Annotated in this window: 10 protein-coding genes and 1 pseudogene; 6 read left to right on the top strand and 5 right to left on the bottom strand. The window is 74.3% G+C overall.

What is annotated here, in order from left to right; translation table 11 throughout:
- Positions 1–93 precede the first annotated feature (93 nt).
- From JNW87_RS12475 to JNW87_RS12465, 3 genes are all read right to left on the bottom strand, one after another.
- On the bottom strand, positions 94–1,107 hold the full coding sequence (locus JNW87_RS12475) for an ABC transporter permease subunit (protein ID WP_109805053.1): 1,014 nt from the start codon (positions 1,105–1,107) through the stop codon (positions 94–96).
- On the bottom strand, positions 1,104–2,111 hold the full coding sequence (locus JNW87_RS12470; RefSeq protein WP_109805054.1) for an ATP-binding cassette domain-containing protein: 1,008 nt from the start codon (positions 2,109–2,111) through the stop codon (positions 1,104–1,106). Before JNW87_RS12470 ends, JNW87_RS12475 begins: the two co-directional genes overlap by 4 nt.
- Before the next feature lie 99 nt (positions 2,112–2,210).
- Positions 2,211–2,996 carry a DeoR/GlpR family DNA-binding transcription regulator gene (locus JNW87_RS12465; RefSeq protein WP_238453724.1) on the bottom strand — a complete coding sequence of 262 codons (786 nt, stop codon included), beginning with the start codon at positions 2,994–2,996 and terminating at the stop codon, positions 2,211–2,213.
- 199 nt (positions 2,997–3,195) lie between these two features.
- On the opposite strand from JNW87_RS12465, the gene JNW87_RS12460 reads away from it, so the two are divergent.
- From JNW87_RS12460 to nagA, 3 genes and pseudogenes are all read left to right on the top strand, one after another.
- Positions 3,196–4,125: an SIS domain-containing protein gene (locus JNW87_RS12460; RefSeq protein ID WP_238453723.1), complete on the top strand. Its 930-nt coding sequence runs from the start codon at positions 3,196–3,198 to the stop codon at positions 4,123–4,125.
- Positions 4,126–4,172: 47 nt separating this feature from the next.
- Positions 4,173–5,046 (top strand): annotated as a pseudogene (locus tag JNW87_RS12455) (ROK family protein).
- A gap of 30 nt (positions 5,047–5,076) precedes the next feature.
- Positions 5,077–6,186, top strand: a complete 1,110-nt coding sequence (gene nagA, locus JNW87_RS12450) for an N-acetylglucosamine-6-phosphate deacetylase (RefSeq protein WP_109800302.1) — start codon at positions 5,077–5,079, stop codon at positions 6,184–6,186.
- Between the two features lie 194 nt (positions 6,187–6,380).
- Here nagA and JNW87_RS12445 read toward each other — a convergent pair whose 3' ends face one another.
- Positions 6,381–7,592: a DUF4032 domain-containing protein gene (locus tag JNW87_RS12445; protein WP_375373503.1), complete on the bottom strand. Its 1,212-nt coding sequence runs from the start codon at positions 7,590–7,592 to the stop codon at positions 6,381–6,383.
- Positions 7,593–7,732: 140 nt separating this feature from the next.
- On the opposite strand from JNW87_RS12445, the gene JNW87_RS12440 reads away from it, so the two are divergent.
- Together JNW87_RS12440 and JNW87_RS12435 are read left to right on the top strand one after the other, a co-directional pair.
- Positions 7,733–8,464 carry a phosphatase PAP2 family protein gene (locus tag JNW87_RS12440; protein WP_201749482.1) on the top strand — a complete coding sequence of 244 codons (732 nt, stop codon included), beginning with the start codon at positions 7,733–7,735 and terminating at the stop codon, positions 8,462–8,464.
- Positions 8,465–8,473: 9 nt separating this feature from the next.
- Positions 8,474–9,718 carry an APC family permease gene (locus JNW87_RS12435; RefSeq protein WP_109800299.1) on the top strand — a complete coding sequence of 415 codons (1,245 nt, stop codon included), beginning with the start codon at positions 8,474–8,476 and terminating at the stop codon, positions 9,716–9,718.
- A 7-nt stretch (positions 9,719–9,725) separates the two neighbouring features.
- Here the strand turns inward: JNW87_RS12435 and JNW87_RS12430 are convergent, their stop codons facing one another.
- A complete protein-coding gene (locus tag JNW87_RS12430; protein ID WP_375373502.1) occupies positions 9,726–11,510 on the bottom strand; it encodes a potassium channel family protein in 1,785 nt (594 codons plus the stop codon).
- Between the two features lie 86 nt (positions 11,511–11,596).
- On the opposite strand from JNW87_RS12430, the gene JNW87_RS12425 reads away from it, so the two are divergent.
- Entirely contained in the window at positions 11,597–12,088 is a 492-nt protein-coding gene (locus JNW87_RS12425) for an MSMEG_6728 family protein (protein ID WP_238453722.1), read from the top strand.
- Positions 12,089–12,120: the final 32 nt, after the last annotated feature.

The following is a 12,120-nucleotide window of genomic DNA, read 5'->3' as shown; positions in this document are numbered from 1 at the left end:
GGGGGCCGGCGCGGTGGCGCCGACCGGGGGGGACCCCAGCCTAACCAGGGCCCGCCCCGAGCGCATCGGACGCGGCGTCCGCGGCGACCACCGTCAGGTGATGTCCCGGCGGCGCATCGTCCAGAAGGCGGCGATCAGCACCAGGGCACCGCCCAACCCGAGCACCAGCGCGGAGTCCTGCCAGGTGATCAGCATCTCCTTCGGATTGCACTGCCCCTGCGCGAAGTCACAGGACCGGTAGTCGATCAGCTTCCACTGCTTCTGGAACCACGCCAGGGCGTAGGTGGAGAGGACGTAGCGGTCCCCGAAGCGCACCCCCGCCATCGCGACGGCGATCCGGATGCCGACCTCGCTGATCACGCCGACGCCGACCGCGGCGCCGAGTGCCATCGCGGTGTGCCGGCCGAGCGAGGCGAGCGCGAAGGCCACCGCGCCCACCGCCAGCACCAGGGCCAGCGCCCGGACGCCGCTGATGGCGGTGGACTGCCAGACCCCGGACGTCATCTTCGCGGTGCTGCCCCGGTACGTGCCGATCAGCCAGAAGGCCAGCGTCCAGAGCGCCCCGAGCACGACGCTCACGCCGAGCACGGCGGTCAGCACGGCGGCCAGCTTGGTGCCGAGCACGGCCAGTCGTTTCGGGCGCCAGAGCAGCAGGTTCATCATCCCGCCGGAGCTCCACTCGGCTCCGACGAACGACGCGCCGACCAGGAACGCGAAGAGCGCGACGGCGCCCGCGAAGACGGCGATGAAGTTTCCGAACTCGCCGCGGAAGTCGAACTGGTACGGCAGGTTCCACTTCGGGTCGAACATCTCCGGCTGCGGCTGCCACTGCCGGCCGCAGTCGGGGCCGTACCGGTCCTCGGTCTTCTCGCCGCGCGCGACGGCGGCGTCGCAGTCGGCGACCGATTTCTCCCAGTCCTTCACCGCCTGCCGGTAGTCGGCGTCCGACTTCGCCTGCGCCTCCGCGACCACGGTGGGGGAGAGCTTGTGGCTGGAGAAGCTGAAGGCGGTGGCGATGCCGGCCAGCCCGAGGACGAGCAGCACCAGCAGCAGCCGGGTGAGCCGGCGCTTGGCCAGCCGCCGCAGCTCGGTGACGTACAGGCTCATGCGCCCAAACCTCCCCCGGTGCCGCCGACGCCCGGCTCACCGACCTTCGTGGACTGGTCGACCTGCCGGTGCTGGCCGGGTACCGGCGCGGTGGCGGTCAGTTCGAGGAAGACGCTCTCCAGGTCGACGGCGACCGGCGCCAGCTCGCTGACGTACAGGCCCTGCTCGGCAAGGAGGCGACTGACCGTGGCCGGCTTGTCGACGCCGGCGAGCATCAGGTGGTCGGGCTCGGCGGCGACCCGCACCCCGGCCCGGGTGAGCACCTCGGCGGCCTGCGGAAGGTCGCTGACCGCCTCCACGCGGACCCGGACCGCGCCCTGCGAGTGCTCCGCGAGCACCTGCTCCACCGGGCCGAAGGCGACCCGGCGGCCCAGCGAGATGATGGTGACCGAGTCGCAGATGAGCTGGATCTCGCCGAGGATGTGGCTGGAGAGCACCACGGTCATGCCGGCGGCGGCGAGGTCCCGCATCAGGGTGCGCATCTCGCGGATGCCGCCCGGGTCGAGGCCGTTGGCGGGCTCGTCGAGGATCAGCAGCTTGGGGTTCTTGAGCAGCGCGGAGGCGACCGCGAGCCGCTGCTTCATGCCGAGCGAGTAGGTCTTCACCCGCTCGCCGGCCCGGTCGCGGAGCCCGACCAGCTCGAGCACCTCGTCGACCCGCTGCCGGGGCAGTTGCCCCGCTCCGGCGAGCAGGCCGAGGGTGTCCCGCGCGGAGAAGTGCGGGAAGAACTGCGGACTCTCCACGATCGCCCCGACCTGGCCGGCGACCACCGGCAGCGCCTGCGGCACCTCGTGGCCGAGGATCGCCATCCGGCCGCCGTTCGGCCGGATCAGGCCGAGCAGCGTCCGCAGGGTCGTGGTCTTGCCCGACCCGTTGGGGCCGAGGAAGCCGTGCACCTGGCCCGCCTCGACCCGCATGTCGAAGCCGTCGAGCGCGTGCCGTACCCCGCGCCGGCGACTCCGGTACGTCTTGCGGAGACCTGCTATCTCCAGGACAGCCGACAAGCTGACCTCCCCCGATGTGTGATGGTGACAGCGGACACCATACGCGGTATGCAGCGAGAGACAATACCGGGTATGCATCGGGATTTCCCGGATTCCGCCTCAGGCGCAGATGACGTGCACGCCCGCGTCGCGGAACGCCTCCACCACGGCCGAGGCCGCGCCGGAGTCGGTGACCAGGGTCTCCACCCGGTCCACCGAGCAGATCCGGGCGAACGCGTGACCGCCCAGTTTGGACGAGTCCGCGATGATCACCACCCGCTTGGCGCGGGCGACCATCAGGTTGTTCATCGCCGCCTCGCCCTCGTGATGGGCGGCGGCGCCGAGCTGCGGGTCGATGGCGTCCACGCCGAGCAGGGCGATGTCCAGGGTCACCTCGCGCAGCAGCGCCCCACCCAGCGGGCCGACCAGCTCGAACGACTTGGGCCGGACCACGCCGCCGGCCACCACCACCTTCATCCGCGAGCGGACCAGCAGCTCGTTGGCGATGTTCAGGGCGTTGGTGACCACGGTGAGCTGGGCGCCCTCGGCGCTGGTGTTCAGATCCGGCCGGACGGCCAGGGCCCGGGCCACCTCGGTGCTGGTGGTGCCGCCGTTGAGGCCGACCACGGTCCCGGGGGTCACCAGCGCCGCGGCGGCCGCCCCGATCCGCTGCTTCTCGGCCGAGTGCTTGGCGGTCTTGTAGCGCAACGGCAGGTCGTACGAGACGCCGTTGGCCACCGCGCCGCCCCGGGTCCGGGTGATCATCTGCTGCTGGGCGAGCTGGTCGAAGTCACGCCGGATGGTCGCCTGGGAGACGTCCAGGCGCCCGGCTGCCTCCTCGACGCTGACCCGACCGCTGTCGGTCAGCATCTCGAGCAGCGCGTTCCATCGGGCGTAGCGGTCCACCGCGGGGGCCTCCAGAGACTCTGCACGAAGGGTGATTGATTGCGTGCACAGTAGTGCGCGAAACTGCCGGTACGCAAAACCTTGGGCTGCGCGATCTGGGAGCTGGTTGCGAGGGCCGCCCGGGCTCGCGCAGAATAACGCGCGAAAGACGGCCATAACGAGCCGCATTGCGCAACGGTCTCCCCTGCGAGGAGTTGTCATGGCACACGTGCACGCGGAGATCGCGAGCCAGCCCGACTGCTGGCGGGAGGCGGCGCAGGTCGCCCCGGCCGTCGCCGACCGCCTGCCGCGCCCCGGCGAGCGGGTCGCCGTCGTCGGCTGCGGCACGTCGTGGTTCATGGCGATGGCGTACGCCGGGCTGCGCGAGCACGCCGGTCAGGGCGAGACCGACGCCTTCCAGGCCTCCGAGTTCCCCGCCGGCCGCCGCTACGACCGGCTCATCGCGATCACCCGCTCCGGCACCACCACCGAGGTGCTGGAGCTGCTGTCCGCGCTGCGCGGCCAGGTGCCCACGACGGTGCTCGTCGGCGACCCCGGCTCCCCGGCGGTCGCGCTGGCCGACGCGGCGGTGACCATGCCCTTCGCCGACGAGCGGTCGGTGGTGCAGACCCGCTTCGCCACCACCGCGCTGGCGCTGCTCCGCGCCCACCTCGGCGACAACGTGGGCGCGCTGGCCGCCGACGCCGAGGTGACCGTCCGGGCCCCGCTGCCGATCGACCCGGCCGGGATCGAGCAGGTCACCTTCCTCGGTCGGGGCTGGACCGTCGGGCTGGCCCAGGAGGCCGCGCTGAAGTGCCGCGAGGCGGCCACCTTCTGGGCCGAGGCGTACCCGGCGATGGACTACCGGCACGGCCCGATCTCGGTGGCCGCCCCGGGCCGGCTGGTCTGGGCGTTCGGGCCGATCCCCGACGGGCTGCCCGAGGACGTCGCCGCCACCGGGGCCGCGTTCGTGCACAGCCGCACCCATGGCTGCCACACGGTGCTGACCAGCTGGGCGGCCGGGCGTACCCCGGTCGACCCGATGGCCGACCTGATCCTGGCCCAGCGGTTCGCCGTCGCGCTCGCCACCAGCCGCGGCCTCGACCCCGACGCGCCCCGCCACCTGACCCGTTCCGTGGTCCTCGCGTGACCGCAGCCACCCAGGTCGTCGTCGCGCTGGACGTGGGCGGCACCGGGATGAAGTGCGCCCTGGTCCGCCCGGACGGCGCGGTGGTGCACGCCGAACGGCACCCCACCGACGCCGGGCGCGGCCCGGACGCCGTGGTCGACACGGTCCTGGAGGTCGCCGAGGGGCTGGCCGGCAAGGCCCGCGCCGACGGGCTGACGCCGGTGGCCTGCGGCATCGCCGTACCGGGGGTGGTGGACGAGGCCCGCGGGGTGGCGGTCTGGTCGGCGAACGTGGGCTTCCGGGACGTACCGCTGCGGAAGCTGGCGGAGGCGCGGCTCGGCCTGCCGACGGCGCTCGGCCACGACGTGCGCGTGGGGGGCCTGGCGGAGGCCCGGCTCGGCGCCGGGCAGGGCAGCGGCCACGTGCTCTTCGTCGCGATCGGCACCGGCATCGCCGCCGCCCACGTGGTCGACGGGTCGGCCGCCGTCGGCGCGCACGGCGCCGCCGGGGAGATCGGCCACATCCTGGTACGCCCCGACGGCGCGCTGCGGCTGCGGCCGCCCCGGCTGCCTCGAGGCGGTGGCGTCGGCCGCCGCGATCGGCCGCCGGTACGCGGAACTGGCCGGTGACCCGGCGACCGCCGCCGAGGTGGCGGACCGGGCCACGGCCGGTGAACCGCTGGCCGGCCGGGTCTGGCGGGAGGCCGTCGAGGCGCTCGCCGACGGGCTGGCCACCGGGCAGGCCCTCTTCGACGTGGCGACCATCGTGATCGGCGGCGGGCTGGCCCAGGCCGGTCCCCGGCTGCTGGACCCGCTGCGTGGGGCGCTGCGCGAGCGACTGACGTTCCACCGGGAGCCACGCCTGGTCGCGGCGGCCCTGGGCGACGAGGCCGGCTGCCTCGGCGCCGCGCTGCTGGCCCTGGACGCCCGACCCCGGCCCTGACCCGCCCACCCGGACTGAGGAGGAGACCTGATGAACCTGCGGGTGAACGGCAAGGTGGTGACCCCGAACGGCGTGATCCGGCAGGGCTGCGTGGAGATCGCCGGCGACCGCATCCGGGCGGTCGCCGAGTACCCGTCGGTGCGCGACGGGCACTGGATCGTGCCCGGCTTCGTGGACATGCACACCCACGGCGGCGGCGGGCACAGCTTCACCACCGGCGACGCGGACTCGGCCCGTGCGGCCGCCGCGTTCCACCTGCGGCACGGCACCACATCGCTGTTGGCCAGCCTGGTCAGCTCCCCCTTCGCGCTGATGCGGGACGCCACCGCCGCCTACCGCCCGCTGGTTGACGCGGGTGTGCTGGCCGGCATCCACTTCGAGGGGCCGTACCTGTCGGCGAACCGCTGCGGGGCGCAGAACCCGGAGTTCCTCCGCGACCCGTCCACCGACGAGCTGGCCGAGCTGATCGAGGTGGGCGCGGGCGCGGTCCGGATGGTCACGCTGGCGCCGGAGCGGGACGGCGCGCTCGACGCGATCAAGCTGCTCGTCTCGCACGGCGTGGTCGCCGCCGTCGGCCACACCGACGCCACCTGGGAGCAGACCCGGGCCGCCGTGTCGGCCGGGGCGAGCGTCGGCACGCACCTGTTCAACGGCATGCGCCCGGTGCACCACCGGGAGCCCGGGCCGGTGGTGGCCCTGCTCGACGCGCCGAACGTGGTCTGCGAGCTGGTCGCCGACGGTGTCCACCTGCACGACGGCATGCTCGGCTTCGCCGCCTCGGTCGCCGGCCCGGACCGGGCCGCCCTGATCACCGACGCGATGGCCGCCGCCGGCATGCCCGACGGCGAGTACGAGCTCGGTGGTCAGGAGGTCACCGTGGCCGACAGAGTGGCCCGGCTGGCCCGGGGCGGCGCGATCGCCGGCAGCACCCTGACCATGGACGCCGCCCTGCGGCACGCCGTGGCGGCCGGCGTCGCGCTGCCGGACGCCTGCCGGATGGTGGCCACCACCCCGGCCCGGGCCATCGGCCTCGGCGACCGGGTCGGCGCGCTCCAGCCGGGCCTCCGCGCGGACCTGGTGGTCCTCGACGACGACCTGAACGTGGTGCGGGTGATGCGCGCCGGCTCCTGGGTGGAGTGACCCGGGCCTCGCTCCGGGCACCGAGCGGGGAACCTACCGCTCGGACGCTACGAAGCTGATGTCGCAAGTGAATCACCGTCCGTTCCGGACCGGTCTGATCCATTCACGACATCAGCTTCGTAGGCACCGGACCGCCCACCTTCGGGTGGGCCGGGACGGACGGTCGATCCCGAGCTGGTCGCCGCGGGCGCGCGTCAGCCGGCGGCGGGGACCTCGACGCCGAGGACGGCCTGCTCGTCCGGGCGGTGCACCAGCACATCGGACAGGAAGGACTGCACCGCCGGGCCCATGCCGACGTCCCGGCCGGCCCGCTCGGAGAGCAGCCACTTGTGCTCGATGATCTGCGCGAAGAGCTCCTGCGGCTCCAGCTTCCGGCGCAGGTGGGCGGGCACCGCCCGGACCACGGGCTCGAAGACCTCGGTGAGCCAGCGGTGCGCCGCCTGCTGCTCGTCGGTCAGGTCGCTCTCCACCCGGTACGCGTCCAGGTCGTTGAGGAGCTTGCGGGCCTGGTTCTCCTCCGCGTCCAGGCCGGTCAGGCGGATCAGCCGCCGGGTGTGGTACCCGGCGTCGACCACCTTGGGACGGACCAGGTAGCGCCCGTTGTCGGCGGTCGACATGGCCACCTCGGCGACGTCGAAGCCCAGCTCGTTGAGGCGGCGGATCCGGCCCTCGATGTCGTGCCGGGCCTCCCGCTCGATCTGCTGCTCGTAGGTGATCTCGTGCCACAGCCGCTCGTAGCGCTGGACGACCTCGTCGCAGACCACCTCCGGGTCGATCGACTCGTGCAGCAGCCCGGCGGCCTCGAGGTCGAGGGCCTCACCGAAGATGTTCACCCGGGCGATCTCCAGGTCCTCACCGCGCTGACCGTTCGAGAGCGAGCTGTGCAGGGCGCCGGTCTCGGCGTCGACGAGGTACGCGGCGAACGCGCCGGCGTCCCGGCGGAACAGCGTGTTGGACAGCGAACAGTCGCCCCAGAAGAAGCCGGTCAGGTGCATCCGGACCAGCAGCACCGCCAACGCGTCGAGCAGCCGGTTCATCGTCTCCGGCCGCAGGGTGCGGGAGAACAGCGCCCGGTAGGGCAGCGAGAACTGCAGGTGCCGGGTGATCAGCACCGGGTCCAGCGGCTCGCCGTCGTCGGTCTGCCGGTCGGCCACGATCGCGATCGCCTCGACCGACGGGAAGTCGATCCGTTCCAGCGCGCGGAGCAGGTCGTACTCCCGCTCGGCCACCCGCTCGCCGGTCTCCTTCACCGCGTAGACGTACTCGCCGAGGCGGACGAAGCGCACGATGTGCCGCGAGATGCCCTGGGGCAGCGCGACCAGGTGCTCGGCAGGCCACTCCTCGAGCGGGGTCGACCAGGGGAGGTCGAGCAGCGCCGGGTCGACGAGGGCCGAGGTGATCCGCACGGGGACAAGTGTGCCGCCCGCCCCGCCCGAGCGCTTCCCTTCGTGGCTGGGCACACAGCCACCGACGCCCGCGCCGGTCCGGCGCCGTCCGCGGCCGGTAGCGTGGTCGCGTGCGGGAGACCACGGGGGTACGCGGCCAGGTGCGGCTCCGACCGGTCCGGCCGGCCGGTTGGTGGTGGGACGCGCTGCTGCTCGCCGCCCTGGTCGGGCTGACCGTCGCGCTCGCCGCCGGCCAGTTCCTCGGCCTCGACCGGGCGGTCGCCGACTGGGCTGACGCGCACCGGCCGGCGGCGGCGTATTGGATGGCGCGGGTGCTCAACTATCTCGGCCAGGGGACGCCGCTGACCCTGCTCGCGGCGGGGCTCGGCGTGCTGGTGGCCGTCCGCCTCCGGTCGATCCGGCCGGTGCTACCGCCGGTGGCGGCGTTCGTGCTGACGGTCCTGACCATCGGGCCGCTGAAGCTCTGGTCCGACCGGGCCGCACCCACCGCCAGCGTCAAGCCGCCCTACCTGCCGGAACCGGACACTGTCCAGATCTTCCACACCGACGGCCCGTACGGGGTGTCCTACCCGTCGGGGCACGTGGCCAACTCGATCGTCTGGTACGGGATCCTTGCCCTGCTGCTTCCCGCGCTGCTGCGCACCCTGCACCGCCCTGTACCGGACCACCTGATCACCGCGGTCCGCGTGCTGCCGCCGGTGATCGTGTTCTGCACCACCACCTACCTGGGTTGGCACTGGCTGACCGACTCGGTCGCCGGGCTGCTGCTCGGGCTCCTGCTGGACCGGCTGCTGCGCCGGGCGCCCTGGGACCACCTTCCGCTGCCCGGCCGGTTACGCACCTGGGACCGCCCGTTCACCTCGGTCCCCTAACCTGCGCCCATGGACGGACTGAGGCGGCGACTGGGCGTACCCGATGCGGTGGTCATCGGTCTGGGGTCGATGCTCGGCGCGGGCGTCTTCGTGGTCTTCGCCCCGGCCGCCGCGGCGGCCGGCGGCGCCGGGCTGCTGGTCGCCCTGGCGCTGGCCGGCTTCATCGCCTGGTGCAACGCGACCAGCTCGGCCCGGCTGGCCGCCCGCTACCCCGAATCCGGGGGGACGTACGTCTACGGCCGGGAACGGCTGCGCCCGTTCGCCGGCTTCGTGGCCGGCTGGGGGTTCGTGGTCGGCAAGACGGCGAGCTGCGCGGCGATGGCGCTGACCATCGGGGCATACCTGTGGCCGGGGCGGGCGCGGCTCGTCGCGGTCGCCGCGGTGGTGGCGGTGACCGCGGTGAACCTGCGCGGCATCGGCAAGACCGCGGCGGTGACCCGGGCCCTGGTCGGCCTCGTGCTGGCGGTGCTCGCCCTGGTCGCGGTGACCGGCGCGCCGCACGTCGCGGTGGACCGCCTGGACGGCTCCGCCGGCACCGGGGTGCCGGGCGTGCTGACCGCCGCCGGCCTGCTCTTCTTCGCCTTCGCCGGGTACGCCCGGATCGCCACCCTCGGCGAGGAGGTACGCGACCCGGAGCGGACCATCCCCCGCGCGGTGCCGCTGGCGCTCGGTGTCGTGCTGGCGATCTACCTGGCGCTGGCCGTGGTCGCGCTCGGGGTGCTCGGTGCGGGGCGGCTGGCCGCCTCCGCCGCGCCGCTGGCCGACGTGGTGACGGCCGCCGGGCTGCCCGGACTGGCCTGGCTGGTCCGGGCCGGCGCCACGGTGGCGGTGACCGGGGTGCTGCTCTCCCTGCTCGCCGGGGTGGGCCGGACGACGCTGGCGATGGCCCGCCGCCGCGACCTGCCCGCCGCGCTCGCCGCCGTCCACCCTCGCCACCGGGTGCCGCACCGCGCCGAACTGGCCGTCGCCGCCGTGGTGATCGTGGTGGTCGCGCTGGGCGACGTGCGCGGCGCGATCGGCTTCTCCAGCTGCACGGTGCTGGTCTACTACGCGATCGCCAACGCCGCCGCGCTCACCCTCGGCCGGGAGCCGGGCCGCAAGGTCCCGGTGCAGCTCCTCGCCGCCCTGGGGCTGGTCGGCTGCCTGGTGCTGGCGGTCAGCCTCCCGCCGGCCAGCGTGCTCGCCGGATTCGGCGTCCTCGCCCTCGGCGCCGCCTGGTACGCCCTCCGCCACGCCCGCGCCCCGCGCGCCTGACCCGGGCTCACTCGTCGGGCTGCCGCGGGACCGGCGCGCCCGCCGGGGCCGGCTCCGGAGGCGGGGCGGTCTCGCGGAGCAGCGCGCTCAGCCCGGCCCGCCGGGCCACCACCGTCAGCCGGTCCCCCGCGGAGATCACCATCCGGGGATCGGCGGTCCAGTCGGTCTTCTGCCCGTTCCGGGTGTGCCCGAGCAGGCGTACCTCGCCGGGGCGGGCCACCGCGGCGAGCGGGCGACCGTCCAGCGCGGAGCCGGCGACCACGGGCACCTCGGTGACCAGCAGCGCGTGCCGGCCGACGGGGATGGTGGCGATCACCGCCCGGTCCAGCAGGGCCGCCGCGAACGAGGGCGCGGCCAGGTACGACACGCTGCGCGAGATGCCGATGCCGAACGCCCTCTGGATCCGTTCGGCGAAGTCGCCGTCGAAGAGCCGGAGCACCACGCGCAGTTCGGCGCTGAGCGCCCGGCCGTTCAGCGCGGCGCGCAGGTTGGTCCCGTCGTCGGTGGAGACCACGACGAGCGCCTGGCAGGTGTCGACGGAGGCCGCCCGGAGGGTCTCCTCCAGCCCCGCGTCGCCGACGACCAGCGGCACGCCGAGCCGGTGCGCGAGGGCCCCGCCGCGGGCGTCGGGGACCTTGTCGATGGCCACCACCTCGACCCCGAAGTCGTGCAGCTGGGCCATCACCCGGGTGCCGATGTTGCCGAGCCCGACCACCACAACGTGCCCGGAGCGGTCCGGCTGGATCCGGCCGGCGTGCAGGGCCAGCCGGGCGTTGACGATGCCGTCCACCACCACCGCGGTGATCAACGGGATCAGCGCCAGCCCGGCGAGGTTGAGCACCACCTGCATGATCTGCGCGGCGGCCGGCTTGCCGACGTCCGGGTCCTGCCCGCTCAGCGTGGTGACCAGCGTCAGGTAGAGCGCCTCCGTCCAGCTCACGTCCACCGCGCGGCCGTTGAGCCAGCCGAGCAGGGCGATCACCGCCAGCAGCAGCATCACCGCGACGCCGATCTTGCGGGTGGCGAAGCTGCGGACCGCGCGGAGCAGCACCGCGACGGGCTGGCGCCGGCGCCGGGCCCGGACCAGCCGGCGGGCGGCGAGTTCGGTGCCCGGCGGCTGCCCGGTCGCCTCGGCCAGCACCACGTCGGCCGCCGCCTCGTCCGCCGGGAGGACCCGCACCAGGTCGGGGTCGGTGGTGACGGCCAGGCCGCAGACCACGTCCTCGGTGCGTACGTCGGCGCGCCGGGCCACGTAGAGGGTGCGCCCGGCGTGCCGGAAGTGGGTGGGGGCGAGTTCGCCGAGCGCGGCGGCCACGAAGGCCGGGGCGGCCATGGAGGCGTCGGAGAGCACCGCCGAGTCGGGGAAGATCTGCCGTACGCCGTTGGCGAGGCTGGTGTTGAACATCCGTACCACCAGCCGCAGCCGCGGCTCGACCTCCTGGGCGCAGAGCGCGGCGTGCATGTTGCCCACGTCGTCCTGATGCAGCAGGGCCAGCCCGGCCGCGCCGGCCAGCCCGGCCCGGCGGAAGGCCGTCTCGTCCAGCCGGTCGGCCCGGATCACCTGGACGCCCTCGATGTCGCGGCCGTCCGGCCCGTCGGAGCGGCGCCGCTCGGGCACCACCAGGGTGACCCGGACCCGCCCGGCGGGCGACTCGGTGGCGAGCAGTGACCTGACCACCCAGTAGGCGAGCGGGTCGGAGCCGCAGACCACGTAGTGCGGACGGTCGTCGCCGTTCATCCGGAGCCGCCAGCCGGTCGCGCGGCGGGCGCGGTCGCGCAGGGGCTCGGCCATGCCCGGATGGTAGTCAACCGCTCGCAGCGCGCGCAGCCCCGCGATCATGAAGGAATGGCGTACCCCGGGACGGGTAGAGCAGCGGCATGCAGACGTTCCTCCCGTACCCGGATTTCCTGGCCAGCGCCCGGACGCTGGACGTCAAGCGGCTGGGCAAGCAGCGGGTGGAGACGATCCAGGTGCTGCGCGGGCTGACCCGCCCGGACTACGGCTGGCGCAACCACCCGGCGGTGAAGATGTGGGCCGGCTACGAGGAGGCGCTCACCCGGTACGGCCTGGACATGTGCGCGGTCTGGTGCGAGCCGGGCCGGGCGGACACCTGCGCCGGCACCATGGTCACCGACCTCGCCACCGCCTGCGGCGTCACCACCGTCCGCACCCAGGCGGAGCTGGCCGAGGCCGGCGAGCTGCCGCCCTGGCTGGGCCGCGCCGACCTGCACCTGAGCCACCGCTCCTCGCTGCTGCGCAAGGACCCCGCGCACTACGCCCCGCGGTTCGGCGAGATCCCGCTCGACCTGGAGTACGTCTGGCCGGCCTCGGACCGCGAGCGGCGCTGTCTGCTGCCGCCGGAGGCGTGACCGGGCAGACTGGACACACGCCGCCGTCGAAG

Source organism: Micromonospora sp. ATA51, from assembly GCF_016802855.1.
GTDB lineage: Bacteria > Actinomycetota > Actinomycetes > Mycobacteriales > Micromonosporaceae > Micromonospora > Micromonospora sicca.
Note: the sequence above shows the minus strand (reverse complement) of the source record. Positions and strands in the feature narration are given on the sequence as shown.

Excerpts from the sequence above, each read along its gene's own strand:
- nagA (WP_109800302.1), top strand. The coding sequence starts at position 5,077 with ATGAACCTGCGGGTGAACGGCAAGGTGGTGACCCCGAACGGCGTGATC.
- JNW87_RS12460 (WP_238453723.1), top strand. The coding sequence starts at position 3,196 with ATGGCACACGTGCACGCGGAGATCGCGAGCCAGCCCGACTGCTGGCGG.
- JNW87_RS12475 (WP_109805053.1), bottom strand. The coding sequence starts at position 1,107 with ATGAGCCTGTACGTCACCGAGCTGCGGCGGCTGGCCAAGCGCCGGCTC.
- JNW87_RS12425 (WP_238453722.1), top strand. The coding sequence starts at position 11,597 with ATGCAGACGTTCCTCCCGTACCCGGATTTCCTGGCCAGCGCCCGGACG.
- JNW87_RS12430 (WP_375373502.1), bottom strand. The coding sequence starts at position 11,510 with ATGGCCGAGCCCCTGCGCGACCGCGCCCGCCGCGCGACCGGCTGGCGG.
- JNW87_RS12435 (WP_109800299.1), top strand. The coding sequence starts at position 8,474 with ATGGACGGACTGAGGCGGCGACTGGGCGTACCCGATGCGGTGGTCATC.